The organism is Peribacillus frigoritolerans, from assembly GCF_004358755.1.
Lineage (GTDB): Bacteria > Bacillota > Bacilli > Bacillales > Bacillaceae > Bacillus_P.
In genome coordinates, this window is record NZ_SMZY01000003.1 from 454,629 (window position 1) to 470,077 (window position 15,449).

Here is a 15,449-nt window from a genome sequence, read left to right on the forward strand (position 1 = left end):
CCTAAAAAAGATCAGTTTAACTGGAATCTCTGCAAAAAAACTGCGGGAACATGTCCCCGCAGTCTCACCTAATTATTGAATAGCTCCCTTTACTTCCTCTGTCATGCCTGCAACAGATTCAAGTCCGCCGCCTGACAGATACCAGTAGTCAGGATCAAGATAAATGATTTTCCCATTTTTATAGGCTTTCGTATTTTTAACTAACTCATTCTCCACGACTTGCTTCGCAGAAGATTCACCGCCGACAACTGCACCTCTATCAATTACAAATAAGTAGTCAGGGTCTTTTTCTACAATGTATTCAAATGAAATGCTTTGTCCATGCGTAGATACTTCAATCTTTTCATCAGCTGGTGCAAATCCAAATTCATCATGGAGAATTCCAAAGCGTGAGCCTGCTCCGTATGCACTTACCTTTCCGTCATTTGCAAGAACGATTAACGCTTTTTCATTCCCTGCTGAAGCTTTCTCTTTAAGCGCTTTTATAGACTCTTCTACATTAGCAAACTCTTTTTCTGCTTCTTCTTCTTTGCCGAAGATCTCGCCTAATGTAGTGACATTTTCTTTAAATGATTCCATGTACTTCGTTGTGTCCACACCCATGAAAATCGTTGGGGCAATTTTGCTCATCTCTTCGTATGAATCCTGCTGTCTGCCTGAAATGATAATAAGATCCGGTTCCATTTCGTTGATCTTTTCAAAGTCAGGCTCTTTTAAGCCGCCGATATTTTCGTATTTTGCATCTTCATATTTTGAAAGGTAAGAAGGAACATTTTCCTGCGGCACTCCCGCTGCTTCAACGCCCAGTTTATCCATTGAATCCAGCGTTCCAAAATCAAAAACAACAACTTTTTCAGGGTTTTTAGGCACTTTTGTTTCGCCTAATTGATGCTTAATTGTCAATTCTTCTTTCTCTGCACTGGCCGTTGTTTCTTCTGCTTCTTTCGATCCGCATGCTGCTGCGAAAATTGCAAGCACTAAACTTAGTGCTAAGATTAATAGTTTCTTCATCTTCTTTCACCCCTATTGGTTTTTAAAAATGGCCGTTTTCGTTTGTATGTTGTTTTTGATTATAAATGTTGCCCGTTCTTTTCCGCTCCACTTAAGCGTATAAACATTTAATCTAAAGGCAACAAAGGATACGAAAAGAGCCTTAAAAGTAAACACAAATGCGATTGCCATTTATTGTTTGAATATCGATATCCATTTCATAGATCTCTTTTAAAACAGGCGATGTAATGATTTCTTCAACAGGACCTTCCTTCACGATTTTTCCGTCCTTTAACGCGACAATAAAATCGGAATAGCAGGAAGCAAAGTTGATGTCATGAATCACAATTACGACTGTTTTCTGAAGCTCGTCCACAAGCCTTCTCAGCACTTTCATGATCTGCACGGAATGCTTCATATCGAGGTTGTTCAGCGGCTCATCAAGGAGGACATATTCTGTATTCTGAGCGATGACCATGGCAATAAATGCCCGCTGCTGCTGGCCTCCGCTCAGCTGATCCAAGTATTTATTCTCCATGTCCTGAAGCTCCATATACTTAATCGCCTCATCAATATGCCTCACATCGTCTTTAGTCAGCTTTCCTTGAGAATAAGGAAACCGTCCAAAGCTGACGAGGTCTCTGATTGTTAATCGGATATTCAAATGATTGGACTGCTTCAGAATCGAGATCTTTCTCGCCAGATCATTGCTTTTCCATTCTCCAATGTCTGTGCCGTCAATAAATACCTGCCCGGTATCCTTTTTAATCAAGCGGCTGACCATCGACAGCAGCGTGCTTTTTCCCGCTCCGTTCGGTCCGATAAAAGAGGTGATTTTCCCTTTCTCGACCCTGACGGATACATCTTCCACTACATTCTTATTTCCATACCGTTTTGAAACCTTGCTGACTTCTACCATGATTTATTCTCCCTGAGCAGCAGATAAATAAAGTACACGCCGCCAATGAAATTGATGATCACGCTGAGCGTTGTTGAAAAGGTGAATACTTTCTCAACGATAAATTGACCGCCGAGCAAAGCAATGATGCTGATTAAGATAGAACCTAAAATCAGATACTTATGCTGATATGTTTTTAAAAACTCATGCGCCACATTTACAACAAGCAGGCCAAAGAATGTAATCGGGCCGACGAGAGCCGTCGCAATGGAGACTAGGACAGCAATGATGATCAGCAGTCTTTTGACCACGCCATCGTAGTCAATCCCGAGATTTACAGCATGTTCTCTCCCAAGCGAGAGCACATCGAGGAAATGACTGAATTTCATAAAATAGACCGCAATTGCGGCTGCGATAACAAAGGCAGCAAGCAACAGATCTGTATTTACATTGTTAAAGCTTGCAAACATCCGATCCTGAACGATCTGAAACTCATTCGGATCGATCAGCACCTGCATAAACGAGGACATGCTTCCGAATAACGTTCCAAACACAATCCCGACTAACAGGAGAAAATAGATGTTTCTCCCTTCTCTTTTAAAGAGCAGCTGATAGAGCAGCAGGGCAAACAGCACCATCAACCCTGCAGATAAAAGAAAGTTTATATTCTTATTGGCCATCGTCAGGGACTGAGAGCCAAAGACAAAGATGATGAACGTTTGAATAAAAAGATAAAGGGAGTCTAATCCAATGATGCTTGGCGTTAAGATTCGGTTGTTTGTAATCGTTTGAAAAATCATCGTTGAAAACGCGATGCAGCTTCCGGTCAAAACAATCGCCAAAATCTTGACTCCGCGTTTTGGGATTACATAATCGGGATTTCGTCCGACATCATAAAATAGGAAAACAGCCGCGAATAATATAGAGATAATAGCAAGGATGATCAGTTTCGTTTTATTATTCATAGGCCTTTCTCCTAAACAGTAAATAAATGAAAATGATGCTTCCGATCACACCGACAGTCAACCCAATCGATATTTCATACGGATAAATGATGATACGTCCTAAAATATCACAAAACAGGATAAATACTGCACCAAGCAAGGCTGTATGAGGCAGGCTTTTTTTCAGGTTATCACCTAAATAAATGCTGACGATGTTCGGTATGATTAATCCCAGGAACGGAATGACGCCTGCTGTCAAAATAACGACTGTTGTCACAAGTGCTACAATGACAAGCCCAATATTGACAACCTGCTTATAATTCAGTCCAAGATTGGCTGAAAACTCTTCTCCCATTCCCGCTACCGTAAACCGGTTCGCATAGAAATAGGCTACGATGACAAGCGGAATACTTATGTAGATCAGCTCATACTGCCCTTTTACAATCATTGAAAAATCGCCCTGGAGCCACGACGACATATTTTGAATCAAATCATTCTTGTAGGCGAAAAAGGTGGTAATCGAACCGATGATGTTGCCGAACATTAAACCCACAAGCGGAATGAAGATCGTATCTTTAAATCTGATTCTCTCTAAAATCTTCATAAAAATGAACGTGCCCGCTAATGCGAAAAGAAAAGCAACACCCATCTTTTCAAGCGGACTTGCTGCAGTAAAAATCATCAGCGATACTAAGATTCCCAATCTGGCTGAATCCATCGTGCCGGCCGTGGTCGGAGAGACAAATTTATTTCTCGTCAACTGCTGCATGATTAAGCCGCAAATACTCATACTTACTCCGGCAATCAAAATGCTGATGAGCCTCGGAAGTCTGCTTATCAGGAGGATTTGCACCTGGTCATCCTGCAGATTCAGAAGATCTAATGGCGTAATGTCCTTGACCCCGATGAAAAGGGAGCATATTGATAAAATTGTCATCGCTAAAAACAAATATCTCTTTTTCATAACGTTTCCTTACATGCATGTATTTTTGAAGCTTATTTTCCGGGAATCACCTCATCTGTTCTAATAAAGATAATCATTCTCATTTAACCCTAAAAAAAAGAAGCTTTCGCTTTGTTGTTATCCTCACTTTAAATGATAATGATTTTCATTGTCATTTGTCAATATGAATTTACTTGTTTGAACAAGTATTTATGAAAAAACATTTATTTTAAGTTATTTCTGATTTTATCAAGGACTGCGAGACAGATTTCCATGTCTTGTTCACTAATCTCTGCTGAAGCATCCGCTATGGTTTGGCTGGCTAACCCTTCGAGCTCTGACTGCAGATCTTTCATTGCTTCAGTCAAAAAAATCAGGTTTATGCGCTTATCACTTTCGTGAGGAAGTCGTTTCACCAGGCCGCGCTTGATCATATTATCAATTAGCCTTGAAACACTTGCTTGATCTCTTTCATTAAGCAGGGCCAGCTGATTTTGTGTTTGGCCATCCTTTTCATAAAGCCTGCACAGAATCTGCCACTGTTCATATGTGACAGAATAATCTCTTAAGTTTTGATTCAAACGGCTGCAGATAAGCCTTGAAGCATGAAACAGTTTATATCCGAGTGAGTTGTCTAAATAATATTTTTTGACCATAGGTGCACACCTCTTTTTAACAGTATGTCCACAAATAATGGTAGTAGAAGATACTTGTTTATGCAAGTATTATCCGAAAAAAGAGATAACAAATCGTTATCTCCTTAAAACTTATTTAGCTTTTTCAAAATTCAAATCCCAGATAATCCCGAATGTATCTTTCACCTTTGCATAAGTAGCCCCCCAGAATGTATCCTGAAGCTCCATTATAATTGTTCCTTTTTCAAGCAGAGCACTGTAAACGGTTCTAATTTCATCCTCTGTTTCAAACTCCAGCACCAAGGAAAGATTGTTGCCCGTTTCAACGGTGTTGCCTGGAAAAGCATCTGAAACCATCAGAAGAAACTCACCTTTCTTCAAGCGGGCATGCATAATCTTATGTTCAGCCTCAGGCGGAGTTGGATAATCCGCTTCGCCATACGTCTGCATTTCAGCAATCTCGCAGCCGAAAACTCCTCTATAGTATTCCAGCGCTTCTTTCGCATTCCCATTAAACATTAAATAAGGTGTTGCTTGATGCTTCATGAACAAACACTCCTCTGCAATGGATGATACCGTCATTATAGTGGACAGCTTCCAGATACTCAATCCAATAATTATCTGAAGAATATGAAAACGTATGGAAAATGTTCACAAAGATGCGACATCTTTTTGTCAAATGCTCCCGACTATTACTTTCCAGTACAAATAACTGTTAATATGTTAGATAATCAAGTATATTAGGTTGAGTTTTGGATTTAAAAAGAAAAGGAGAATTGTGATGAAAAGTACTGAGGTAATCGTAGAGGATTCTCTTTCTATAAAAAGCATCTTTTCTTGGAGTAATTTTAAAGCTATCGTCAAAGACGGCATTGTGAAGTCTAACCTTCTCGGGATGTTTGCCGGCCTTTCTGTAGCATTGTCTGTATATAATGTCAGCTTCGTGGATAATATTCTGGTCGTCATTCTTGCTCTTCTTGGCACAGCAGCTGTTGTAGGCGGTGCCGGTGCGATCAATAACTATTACGACCGCGATATCGACTCCCTTATGAAACGCACGATGGAGAGACCGACCGTTACGGGGTCCATTCATCCCAAGTTCGCTTTATGGCTTGGCACCGCTCTTTCCATAAGCGGAATTGTGTTCTTGTTTATCATTTCACCTTTAACAGCTTTTATTGGTGCTCTTGGCTTATTTTTATACCTTGTCCCTTATACAATGTGGACAAAAAGAAAAACAATCTATAACACTGAGGTAGGAAGCTTATCCGGCGCCATTGCCCCTCTGATCGGCTGGGCAGCCATTTCGTCTGACATGTTCCACCCTGCAGCAATCGGACTATTCGTTTTAATGTTTTTATGGCAGCCTCCGCATTTCTATGCGATTGCCATCAGACGTTTAGAAGATTATAAGAATGCAAGTGTGCCAATGCTTCCTGTTGTCAAAGGAACACCGCGCGCTAAAATTCAAACAATCGTTTATTTAATTTTGCTGCTTGCATCATCATTCCTGTTCCTATCGTTCAGCAAAGTCGTCGCTTTTTCAATGTTTGCACTGACGCTTGCATGGATGCTTGCCGGAATCATCGGCTTTAAAAAGATGGATGATTACAAGTGGGCCACAATGATGTTCATTTTTTCACTGAATCATTTGACGATTATTTTTACAATGCTTATTATTGTTTCTTTCCTATAAGAAAAGCGCAAAATTCTATACTTCTTATCTCTATAAAAAAAGTCAGCCCTTGGGCTGACTTTTTTCTATTCCGTCATGACGCCCCATCCATCTGCATAGCCGCCAAGAGGCTTGGTGATGGCATCTAGCTTCTTTTGCATGGCCGTAATCTCGTTATGCTTTAAATGCATCTTAACAGAGCCAAAGCATGTCCATTCTTCCACATCATCGTCATACTCCATCATAAATTTGTAGCCTTTATCAGCTAGTGCTTTCAAGATGGCTTCTCCATTCTTCTGATCCGGAACCGCCACATAAAAATCAACCATATGGGGCTTTTTAAAATTAACGCCCTCTTTATAAAGCATATTCAGAACTTTTCCATCTTCATCCTTTGGAAAATTCATATGAATCCCTCCATTCATTAAAAAAAGTGCATCTTCATTATCTTATAACAATCAAAAATTGCAATCCCCATCTAAAGTCTGAGAAAACTTCAATCCAATGATGAATTTTCCCACGCAAACTTTTCCATATAATGAAAGTAACAAAAGGAGGCGGAAACGATGGATACAAACAACTTTTACGTTTTAGAGGAACTTAGAAAATTGGAGCAGGAGAAGCTTCATAAAAAAATGCAGTATAACGAAACATATCAATTATATTCTGATGTACCAAGAAAGAAAGTATGCGCGGACTTTATCTTGTTTAAAATTTGCATTTAACGGAGGAACAGCCAGAATTTAAATCTGGCTGTTTTCTAATTCAAAAAATCGCTCAATTTTTATAAAATTCTCATCTAAATTCGAGCTGCCGTCCACATGTAAAACTTTAAATCCCAATCTCAGCGCTTCTTCATTCACAAGCTTTGCGAATAAGGCATCTCTCTTCATCCAATTATTAAAAGCAATCTCAGGGTCTTCAGTATCTTTGAGTACACCTTTAATCCAATCACGCTTCTGATAATGCTTTCTTTGAAAAGCCTCAGTTGGGATCAGCCAGATGGCTTTATGATTTTCTTTTATATAGGACGCTGCGAGTGAAGGCATTAACTGATTCCCTTCGACAATAACCGGCTTGTTGATCTCTTGGAGGTCTTGTAAAACAAATGAGAAATCTTCCTGAAAGGATTGAATGTAGACCCTTAATTGATCATCAAGGCTTCTTGAGTAAAAAGCTTCATTTGGATTCATCTCTGCAACTTTTTTCATAGCCAGGTGCTTCTCAGGCGAGATGAATTGTACATGCTTATAAAAGTGATCATCACATGAGTACAGCTGAAGACTATGTTTTTCAGCAAGCATTTTTGCTAGCGTACTTTTGCCGGAACATGAAGAGCCGCCAATCCAGTATATCATTCAGGTTCCCTCCTCACTTTAAAAACGGCGATCCTCTCAGGAATCGCCGTCCCTCTTTATTTTTTATGGTTATCCGCGTAAACTGCCATTGCATTCCGCATGTAAGCAGCTAATCCTTCACCGAACTTATCAATGTTTTTCGTAAACCGTTCATCATCCACATACATTTGCCCGAGTCCTTTAAAAGCATCAAGGGAATAATCACCAAACTCGTTCAGCAGTACATACCATTCTCCGATTGCAGCCTGTGACTCTTCTGAAGAAGGTGATTCATGACGCAGATCTGCAAGCTTTCTATAAAGATCGTTAAAGTTCTCCTGTATTTCTTTTGGCATGCCGGCAGCTTTTGCGTTTGCCTTATCAACCGCCTCGTCTCCCCAGCGTTCACGCGCTTCCTGTTCATAAGGATTTTGACTGAAGTCAAAGCCTTCAAATTTTTCTTTTTGTGACATCTTAATTTCTCCTTTCGCATGTTTGATTGTTTTCTCAACCGTTGCAATCATCTGATCCAGCCGGTTCCGCTTCTCAAGCAGCATTTTTCTGTGCAGCATGAGCGCTTCTTCCCGGTCAAATGAAGGACTGCTGATAATTTCTTTTATTTTCTTTAAAGGGAAACCAAGCTCTTTAAAAAATAAGATCTGCTGCAGCGTTTCGAGGTTTTTGCTGGAGTAAAGCCGGTATCCAGAGGCGGTCATCTCATCTGGCGTCAACAATCCGATTTCATCATAATGATGCAGGGTGCGCACACTAATTCCAACTAAATCCGCGACTTCTTTTACTTTCATAAGCTGTCAGCCTCCCTTCACTTTTCACTTTAAGGTATGACGTAACGTTAGAGTCAATATGTTTTTATTTTCCAAAAGGCTGTTTTCGTATAGATTGTTGTTTTTCATTATAAATGTTGCCCGTTCCTTGCAGCGAGAGGAACTTGCTTTCCGCGGGGAGCATGGGAGCCTCCTCGGCGTTGCCTGTGGGGTCTCCCAATTTGCTCTATTTTCCGCAGGAGTCAAGTTCCTTCCGCTGCAATCCACTTAGGGTTTTTACATTTTGTCTAATAGCAACAATATTTACTAAAAGAGCCTTCCAAATAAAAAAGACTTTAGCATCATGCTAAAGTCTAGTTGGTCAGACTGCCTCTGTCCCCCACTTCTTCTCATCCTGCACAAACAGAATGCCAAGCTCGTGGTGTTCGCCTTTGTAAATGGCTCCCTGGACATAGCGGATCTCTCCGTTTAAGCCGATGACTTCCATTTTGCAGAAAGCACCGTTAATTTGCAGGGCCTGGTAAAACTCATCGACCGTCTTGACCGAGGCTCCATTTGTTTTCATAATGATTTCGCCAACTTCAAGCTCAAGCTTAACGGCAGGTGAGTGCGGCAAAATGCCGAGCACCATCAGACCATGATCCCGCTTTGAGAAATAGAAGGCTGCCGAGTTATCATTCATCCGCTGCTTTACGGTCAAAAATTCCCTGCCGATGATGGCAAGCAGTGCTGCTGCGAATGCAAGCGGCATAAACCAGACACTTACGACCGCTACGGCTGAAATAATCAATCCCAGCCAAATGACGCGCTTAGACGTCACCATAATACTTTCTTTAGGCAATGAACCCTGAACTCTTTGATGAAACCCAATGATGTAAGGAATGAACACAAAAAGAAACGGCTCGTCTCCGATGGTAATCACAGGCCACCAAGACAGGCTTTCCGTTAATGAGCCGCCTGGAATGAGCAAAAACAGCGGCAGAAGCCATGTGCGGTTTGCGACATGATTTCCGATCGGAAGTCCCCTGCTGCTTTTTAATAGAAACGGAGAAGTCTTTAGATGCGCTGTCCGGTAAGCAAGAACACCTTCCGCGATCATAAGCAGTCCCATTACGATTGCAAGTATGGAAAAGCTTGTCTCATTTAAATCAGGTAAAAAAGAGACGTCATCTGCCTGCATAAAGAGAAAAACAGCAAAGATGGTCAGCCCCATCGTATAAGCAGGCGAAAGAAAACGCAGCTGAAAAGTAAGCGACAGAATGACGGTCACAGCTGCCAGCAGAATAATGGAACCCAGCGGAATCATCATGCCAAGTCCAAATGTAACGGCAGACAAAAGAAGACCGGCCATCAGCCCTTTAGAATATGTAAACCGCACTTCTTCATAGATATCTTGAATTCTTGTATGGAAGGATTTACGCTCCCGCTTAATGCGAATAAACCCTAGCACAAGTGAATAAATAAGGAAAAAATAAACGAGAGGATGAATAAAAAACCTTCCCATTGCCAAAAGAAATTCCAGCAACCAGTTTTCGAGCAAACTTCATACACCACCTTGATTGCTTTCGTCTGTTTATTAAGTAAACGATTAATGCTATTTTATCAGAAATAGAATAGGATGAATATCATATTCTGACCCAGTTTACTTTAATTTGCTCCAAAGATGCAAATTCGAAAGTGAAAAATCAAGGAGTGAATCATCTACTTTAAAATCCAGCACTTCTTCAATCAGCTGCATAGACCGTTTTATATCCGTGAGGTTTAACGAAAGACGCTTGTAGTTCTCCGTTAAATAGTGAAAGTATTCTTGAATGCAAACTTTATCGATTTCCTGCAGTCTCTTAACATCTGTGTAGTTTGCCAAGTACATGCAGAACAGCTGAACCCATTTGCTGACCTTCGCATGTGAGGAATTTGCAGTTTGTAGTCTTTCTTTAAATTCTTCTGTCAACTGTCGATAAGTTTGTTCTCTCATCACACTTGCCCTTTTTTTCAATTGATCTCCCCATCTTTCTGTGTTTAGAGTGTGTTGTAGAACAGTACTTCCATCGTAAAACTATTATCCCGATTAATCAACTAGCTAAAGTTTCATTTTTATGTGCGCGAAAAGTCTCTACTAATTATAAAAATACGGAAATCCCTTCTGATTTTCGTCGTTTTTCACACAAAAGATTTGAAAATCGTCCTAATTATAGTTATTTTGTTAGTAAATTCCATAAAAATAGAGCCAGCTCACTAGTTTGCAAGCTGGCCCTGTTTTTATTTAGATAATGTTTCAATAGCTTTCTCAAGCTGAAGATCATGTTTTCCATCTAAACGCTGCTCAGAAACCTTTTGATTAATGGTTTCTGCTGTTTGAACATCAATATTTCCTGTAGCTGCAAGCTTGTTTTTCTTTTGGAAATCCTTTACGGCTTCAGCCATTTTCTTGCCAAAATATCCATCTTCTCTGCCTGGTTCATAGCCTAATCCTTTTAAAAGAATTTGGGCTACTTTTATTTGCTCATCATTCATATCGACTGCGAGCGGTTTTTCCAGCTGAATCGGCGGGGTTGTCAGATGTTTAGGCTGTGAAACCCTGATGGTTGGTTCAACCCCTTTTTTATGAATCCAATTGCCTTCAGGTGTAAGCCATTTATAAAGAGTCAGCTTGATGTTGCTGCCGTCGCCCATAGGAACAGCCTGCTGAACAGTGCCTTTTCCAAATGAGGTCTCGCCGATAATCTCATACTGCCCGGCTTCCTTTAAAGCTCCCGCAAGAATTTCAGAAGCAGATGCACTTCCTTTATCAATCAGGACTGTAACCGGATAGTCCTTTTTCTCAGTTAAGCTTGAGAAATAGCGTTTCTTATCACCATTGCGCTCTTCAATTTGAATATATGGCTGATCCTTTGTCACAAATTGCTTCAGAATTTCTTCAACACTTTGTAAGTATCCGCCCGGATTTCCACGAACATCAAGGACTAGTCCCTTCATGTTTTTTTGTTCGAGCTTTGCTAATTCCTCGGTGAAATCTTTAGCGGTATCCTCTGAGAAAGAGGTAATTTCTATATAGCCGTATTTAGATTTCCCTTTCGTTTTAACAGAGCTAAAGACTGTTTCGATTGGAATTTCGTCACGTGTCACATCAAAGCTCAGTTTTTCTTTTGAACCAGTCCGCAGCACTTCAATTTTAACCTTTGTCCCTTTTTTACCGCGAATTTTCAGAACCGTATCGTTCAAGTCGCTGCCGACTACAGACTCGCCATCAATGGCAATGACCTGATCGTTCGGCTGCAGGCCTGCTTTTTCAGCCGGTGAATTTTTAAATGGAGAGACGATAATGATTTTGCCGCCATCCATTCCCACTTCAGCTCCGATGCCTTCAAAAGAAGAATCAAGACTGTCAGAGAATTGTTTGGCCGTTTCTTTATCCATATAGACAGAATAAGGATCATCCAGAGTGGACAGCATGCCTTGAATCGCACCTTCAAGCAGCTCCTCCTCATCGACTTCTTCCACATATTTGCTTGAGATTAAGTCATAGGCCTGTTTCACTTTTTCAAGTCCTTCAACTTCCTGATCCCGATCTTGCTTTAACACATCAGTCACAGCAGGAACGGCAAGCTCTTCTGCTCTTGTCTCCTGCTGATCATGCTCCATAAACTGCTGACCTGCGTACATGCCGCCTGCCCCCAGTGCCACTGAGAGAATCATCATAAGAGCTGTGACTTTTTGCTTCATCTTGTTCCTCCTTCTAAAAGGTAAAGTATGTACGGTCTTTTGAATAAACTCGTATCTCTAGTATATGTGAAAAAAGGATAAATCATGTAGGACAAGATGATTTCTCTGAAAAATACGGGAGCATGAAAAAAGAATCCTATTGCTTAGTTTCATTTGTGGTTCTTCGATAGATGTTTTGGTTATCATTGGTACCCGTTCTTTTCCGCTCCAGTCCCTTCCTTTCCGCGGTCCGGCTGGGAGCCGCCTAGATTAAAGATAGTAGTAAAAATGGCCACTCTCTATAGGAGACAAATAAAAAAACTCCTAAAACACAATGTTTTAGGAGTTTGATGACTATTGTAAGAACTGCATTGGGTTAACAGGGTTTTTCCAAGCACCATCGTGAATTTCGAAGTGAAGATGCTTGCCTGTTGAACGGCCTGTGTTACCCATGAATCCAAGCTGCTGACCTTTGCTTACAGATTGTCCGCTGCTTACATGGCGTGCATCCAGATGAGCATATAACGTTGTATATACTTTGCCGTCAATATTATGCGAAATGAACACTACGTTACCATAGCTGCTTGAGTAGTAAGAACGGATAACTGTTCCTGCTGCTGATGCTACAACCGGTACATTGCTTGCTCTGTTTGCAATATCAATACCAGCGTGCAATTTGCCCCAGCGATGGCCATAACCTGATGTAAATGTACCTTGTGCAGGCCACATGAACTTACCTCCAGTTACTGCCGGTGCAGGTGCTGGTGCTGGCTCCGGAGCTGGTGCAGGTGCCGGCGCTGCTGATTCATTAGATGAACTGTTAGAAGAAGATGCTGCCGGCTTTTTAGCCGCTGCTTTTGCTGCTGCTGCTTTCGCTGCCGCCGCTGCTTCAGCTTCCTGCTCTGCTCTTAAAGCAGCTTCTGCCGCTTCGCGTTTACGCTGTTCTTCTAATTGTTTTTGACGTTCCATTTCTTTTTGGATCGCTGCTTCCTGCTCTTTCAAGAATGCTGCTTCGTCTTCTAATTCATAGATAGCAGCTTCCGTTTCTTGATGCTGAGCTTTCACTTGCTTAATTAAGCCTTCTTTTTCTTTTGCTTGCTTTGCTAACTGTTGTTTTAAAGATTCTAACTCAGTTAATGCTGTTTCAAGCTTCTGAAGCTGGCTACTTAGTTCTGCTTCACTTTGCTCTAGAAGTTTTTTGTCTTCCTCGTGGGCTTTGATAATTTCTTTATCTGCATCAACAATCGTTGTTACTGCACTTACGCGTGTAACAAGATCACCGAAATCCTGAGCACCTAGTAGCACATCTAAATAGCTTACTACACCGCCGCTCTCCTGTAGAGATCGCACACGGTCCTCTAGAAGTAGATTACGTTTTTTGATACGCTCTTTAACTTCTTCAATTTGAACCTTTAATTCTTCGATTTTTTGTTTTGCTGCTTCGATTTCAGCTTGACGCTCACGAATCTTCTCATTTGTATCAGCCGTTTGCTTATCAAGTCTTTCGATTTCGTTATTCAAGCTTTTCTCTTTTTGTTCAAGCTCTGATAACTGACCTTGTTTTTCTTGGATGTTTGAATCAATGCCGGAACGCTCATTTTGAATATCTGCTTTTTTCTTTTCAAGATCAGCGTTTGCATAAGCTTTTTCTTGGGTAATTGGAATAATAATAGAGCTTGTCCCTATTAAAGCAGCCAACCCAAGCGATAAGATTTTCTTTCTCACTCTCTAGTTCCTCCCTTTATCTATCATCCTCTGAACGAGGAAACCAGCAATCTATCAGATTGCCAGTTTATACTCTTAAGAACTTGCGGACAGACATTAAGCTTCCCCATACTCCGATTAATCCGCCTATTAAGATCAGAATAGCTGATACTTGGAAGACGAATGGACTAAACGGCAGTAATTGAACAAATGAACCTGCAACTTTCGGTTCAACCCATGTAAATAAATAGTTGTACGTGGCCATTACGAGTACAATCGGAATGATTGAGCCCATAATTCCAAGCATTAACCCTTCTAAGAAGAACGGCCAGCGGATGAACCAGTTTGTCGCGCCTACTAGTTTCATAATCTCTATTTCATGCCTTCTGGCAAAAATCGTAATTTTAATCGTATTTGAGATAAGGAACATGGCTGTAAAGACTAATCCAATAATCAATGCGATGCCGATGTTTCTTGAGATTTCAACAAAATTGAACAGTTTTTCTACTTCTTCTTTTCCGTACAGAACTTTATACGCTCCATTAAATCCCTCAATCTTCTTCGCGATTTGAGGTGTATCTCGCGGATCTTCGGTTTTGATGACGATCACATCATTCAAAGGATTGTTCTGTTCAAAAAGCTGATACGATTTACCCTGTTCTCCCATGCTGCTGATCAGGTTATCAAGCTCTTTTTCTTTCGGAGAAAGTTTAATAGATGCGATGCCGCTCAGGTTGTCTACCTTGTTCCTGAGCTCTTTTTGTTCCTCCGGAGTGCTTGTCACATCAACCAGCACACGTATTTCAACGTCCTCTTCAACTTTAGAAGCAAAGTTGTTTAAGTTCATCATAATAACCAGGAACGTTCCGACAAGAATTAAAGTGACAGTTACGGCACTGACTGACGCAAATGTCATCCAAGCATTACGGCTTAAGCTTTTTAATGTTTCTTTGAAGTGACGCCCAAGGGTTCTAATCATAAATCCCATACTCCCCTCTAGCCTCGTCACGCACAATCTTTCCATCTTCGATCGCGATGACTCGTTTTTTCATGGTGTTTACTATTTCACGGTTGTGTGTCGCCATCACAACAGTCGTTCCTCGATTGTTGATCTCCTCGAAGATGCTCATGATCTCCCAGGACGTATCAGGGTCAAGGTTTCCTGTCGGCTCATCTGCAATGACAACCCCAGGATTGTTAATAATTGACCGTGCAATCGATACGCGCTGCTGTTCTCCTCCTGATAACTCATTAGGGAAAAATCTAGCTTTATGCTTGAGCTGAACAAGATCTAAAACGTCCAGCACTTTCTTTTTGATAATTCTAGGATTCTCTCCAATAACTTCAAGAGCAAATGCAATGTTCTCAAAAACTGTTAACTTAGGCAAAAGTTTAAAGTCCTGGAAAACAACGCCGATGCCTCTTCTTAAATAAGGAACTTTCTTTTCCCGCAATTTAGCAAGATTAATCCCATTGATCACGATTTTGCCGTCTGTTGGTCTTTCTTCACGGTACATCATTTTAATAAATGTTGATTTACCAGCACCGCTCGGACCGACAACATAAACAAATTCGCCCTGATCTATTTTTACATTTATTCCATTAATGGCAAGAACGCCATTCGAATACGTTTTAAAAACGTCTGTCATTTCGATCATATTTTCATCACCCAAAGCTGTTTATTTTGTAGATTACGTGGTGTCCGCTGGTTTGTGTTTAATAGAGAGTCTCGGAATATGTATCCAATATTTTCATATATTAATAAGATTACCCACAAAAAATATTATAACATCAAAGTTCGGCAAAAATAGACTTAAAAATATTACAGTTTCATTT

At 40.7% G+C, this 15,449-nt stretch carries 17 protein-coding genes; 2 read left to right on the top strand and 15 right to left on the bottom strand.

Annotation, left to right across the window (positions count from 1 at the left end):
• Window positions 1-72: 72 nt before the first annotated feature.
• From E2R53_RS15775 to E2R53_RS15800, 6 genes are all read right to left on the bottom strand, one after another.
• The gene (locus tag E2R53_RS15775; protein WP_133312685.1) at window positions 73-1,011 is read right to left on the bottom strand and encodes a siderophore ABC transporter substrate-binding protein; all 939 of its coding nucleotides are present in this window, start codon (window positions 1,009-1,011) and stop codon (window positions 73-75) included.
• A 142-nt stretch (window positions 1,012-1,153) separates the two neighbouring features.
• Complete coding sequence (locus E2R53_RS15780) at window positions 1,154-1,909, bottom strand: iron ABC transporter ATP-binding protein (protein ID WP_133312686.1); 756 nt, start codon at window positions 1,907-1,909, stop codon at window positions 1,154-1,156.
• Window positions 1,903-2,853 (bottom strand): iron chelate uptake ABC transporter family permease subunit, encoded by a 951-nt coding sequence (locus E2R53_RS15785; RefSeq protein ID WP_133312687.1) that lies wholly within the window; start codon window positions 2,851-2,853, stop codon window positions 1,903-1,905. Before E2R53_RS15785 ends, E2R53_RS15780 begins: the two co-directional genes overlap by 7 nt.
• Window positions 2,846-3,796 carry an ABC transporter permease gene (locus E2R53_RS15790; protein WP_133312688.1) on the bottom strand — a complete coding sequence of 317 codons (951 nt, stop codon included), beginning with the start codon at window positions 3,794-3,796 and terminating at the stop codon, window positions 2,846-2,848. The genes E2R53_RS15785 and E2R53_RS15790 overlap by 8 nt, the downstream gene beginning before the upstream one ends.
• A gap of 203 nt (window positions 3,797-3,999) precedes the next feature.
• Window positions 4,000-4,431, bottom strand: coding sequence for a MarR family winged helix-turn-helix transcriptional regulator (locus E2R53_RS15795; protein ID WP_133312689.1), 432 nt, complete (start codon window positions 4,429-4,431; stop codon window positions 4,000-4,002).
• Window positions 4,432-4,542: 111 nt separating this feature from the next.
• On the bottom strand, window positions 4,543-4,956 hold the full coding sequence (locus E2R53_RS15800; RefSeq protein ID WP_133312690.1) for a VOC family protein: 414 nt from the start codon (window positions 4,954-4,956) through the stop codon (window positions 4,543-4,545).
• Between the two features lie 235 nt (window positions 4,957-5,191).
• Between E2R53_RS15800 and cyoE the strand changes: the two genes are divergently transcribed.
• Window positions 5,192-6,106: a heme o synthase gene (gene cyoE, locus E2R53_RS15805; protein WP_133312691.1), complete on the top strand. Its 915-nt coding sequence runs from the start codon at window positions 5,192-5,194 to the stop codon at window positions 6,104-6,106.
• Window positions 6,107-6,171: 65 nt separating this feature from the next.
• Here cyoE and E2R53_RS15810 read toward each other — a convergent pair whose 3' ends face one another.
• Window positions 6,172-6,492 (bottom strand): ribonuclease E inhibitor RraB, encoded by a 321-nt coding sequence (locus tag E2R53_RS15810; RefSeq protein ID WP_133312692.1) that lies wholly within the window; start codon window positions 6,490-6,492, stop codon window positions 6,172-6,174.
• 159 nt (window positions 6,493-6,651) lie between these two features.
• Between E2R53_RS15810 and E2R53_RS23340 the strand changes: the two genes are divergently transcribed.
• Window positions 6,652-6,810, top strand: a complete 159-nt coding sequence (locus E2R53_RS23340) for a hypothetical protein (RefSeq protein ID WP_165971007.1) — start codon at window positions 6,652-6,654, stop codon at window positions 6,808-6,810.
• An 18-nt stretch (window positions 6,811-6,828) separates the two neighbouring features.
• On the opposite strand, the gene E2R53_RS15815 is transcribed toward E2R53_RS23340, so the two are convergent.
• The 8 genes from E2R53_RS15815 to ftsE all read right to left on the bottom strand — a co-directional run bounded on the left by E2R53_RS15815 (window position 6,829) and on the right by ftsE (window position 15,271).
• Window positions 6,829-7,443 (bottom strand): hypothetical protein, encoded by a 615-nt coding sequence (locus E2R53_RS15815; protein ID WP_133312693.1) that lies wholly within the window; start codon window positions 7,441-7,443, stop codon window positions 6,829-6,831.
• A 56-nt stretch (window positions 7,444-7,499) separates the two neighbouring features.
• On the bottom strand, window positions 7,500-8,228 hold the full coding sequence (locus E2R53_RS15820; RefSeq protein WP_133312694.1) for a MerR family transcriptional regulator: 729 nt from the start codon (window positions 8,226-8,228) through the stop codon (window positions 7,500-7,502).
• 340 nt (window positions 8,229-8,568) lie between these two features.
• Window positions 8,569-9,747, bottom strand: a complete 1,179-nt coding sequence (locus E2R53_RS15825) for a PDZ domain-containing protein (RefSeq protein ID WP_133312695.1) — start codon at window positions 9,745-9,747, stop codon at window positions 8,569-8,571.
• 102 nt (window positions 9,748-9,849) lie between these two features.
• Window positions 9,850-10,203 carry a swarming motility protein SwrAA gene (locus E2R53_RS15830; protein ID WP_286166235.1) on the bottom strand — a complete coding sequence of 118 codons (354 nt, stop codon included), beginning with the start codon at window positions 10,201-10,203 and terminating at the stop codon, window positions 9,850-9,852.
• Window positions 10,204-10,466: 263 nt separating this feature from the next.
• Entirely contained in the window at window positions 10,467-11,930 is a 1,464-nt protein-coding gene (locus tag E2R53_RS15835; RefSeq protein WP_133312696.1) for a S41 family peptidase, read from the bottom strand.
• Window positions 11,931-12,263: 333 nt separating this feature from the next.
• Window positions 12,264-13,634: a murein hydrolase activator EnvC family protein gene (locus E2R53_RS15840; RefSeq protein ID WP_133312697.1), complete on the bottom strand. Its 1,371-nt coding sequence runs from the start codon at window positions 13,632-13,634 to the stop codon at window positions 12,264-12,266.
• A 67-nt stretch (window positions 13,635-13,701) separates the two neighbouring features.
• Entirely contained in the window at window positions 13,702-14,592 is an 891-nt protein-coding gene (gene ftsX / locus E2R53_RS15845; RefSeq protein ID WP_133312698.1) for a permease-like cell division protein FtsX, read from the bottom strand.
• Complete coding sequence (gene ftsE / locus E2R53_RS15850) at window positions 14,585-15,271, bottom strand: cell division ATP-binding protein FtsE (protein ID WP_133312699.1); 687 nt, start codon at window positions 15,269-15,271, stop codon at window positions 14,585-14,587. Before ftsE ends, ftsX begins: the two co-directional genes overlap by 8 nt.
• Between the last annotated feature and the right edge of the window lie 178 nt (window positions 15,272-15,449).

Bases quoted from the DNA above. Each gene is read 5' to 3' on its own strand.
- E2R53_RS15820 (WP_133312694.1), bottom strand. From the start codon at position 8,228: ATGAAAGTAAAAGAAGTCGCGGATTTAGTTGGAATTAGTGTGCGCACC.
- E2R53_RS15790 (WP_133312688.1), bottom strand. From the start codon at position 3,796: ATGAAAAAGAGATATTTGTTTTTAGCGATGACAATTTTATCAATATGC.
- E2R53_RS15810 (WP_133312692.1), bottom strand. From the start codon at position 6,492: ATGAATTTTCCAAAGGATGAAGATGGAAAAGTTCTGAATATGCTTTAT.
- E2R53_RS15815 (WP_133312693.1), bottom strand. From the start codon at position 7,443: ATGATATACTGGATTGGCGGCTCTTCATGTTCCGGCAAAAGTACGCTA.
- E2R53_RS15785 (WP_133312687.1), bottom strand. From the start codon at position 2,853: ATGAATAATAAAACGAAACTGATCATCCTTGCTATTATCTCTATATTA.
- ftsX (WP_133312698.1), bottom strand. From the start codon at position 14,592: ATGATTAGAACCCTTGGGCGTCACTTCAAAGAAACATTAAAAAGCTTA.
- E2R53_RS15775 (WP_133312685.1), bottom strand. From the start codon at position 1,011: ATGAAGAAACTATTAATCTTAGCACTAAGTTTAGTGCTTGCAATTTTC.
- E2R53_RS15795 (WP_133312689.1), bottom strand. From the start codon at position 4,431: ATGGTCAAAAAATATTATTTAGACAACTCACTCGGATATAAACTGTTT.
- E2R53_RS15835 (WP_133312696.1), bottom strand. From the start codon at position 11,930: ATGAAGCAAAAAGTCACAGCTCTTATGATGATTCTCTCAGTGGCACTG.
- cyoE (WP_133312691.1), top strand. From the start codon at position 5,192: ATGAAAAGTACTGAGGTAATCGTAGAGGATTCTCTTTCTATAAAAAGC.
- ftsE (WP_133312699.1), bottom strand. From the start codon at position 15,271: ATGATCGAAATGACAGACGTTTTTAAAACGTATTCGAATGGCGTTCTT.
- E2R53_RS15800 (WP_133312690.1), bottom strand. From the start codon at position 4,956: ATGAAGCATCAAGCAACACCTTATTTAATGTTTAATGGGAATGCGAAA.
- E2R53_RS23340 (WP_165971007.1), top strand. From the start codon at position 6,652: ATGGATACAAACAACTTTTACGTTTTAGAGGAACTTAGAAAATTGGAG.
- E2R53_RS15780 (WP_133312686.1), bottom strand. From the start codon at position 1,909: ATGGTAGAAGTCAGCAAGGTTTCAAAACGGTATGGAAATAAGAATGTA.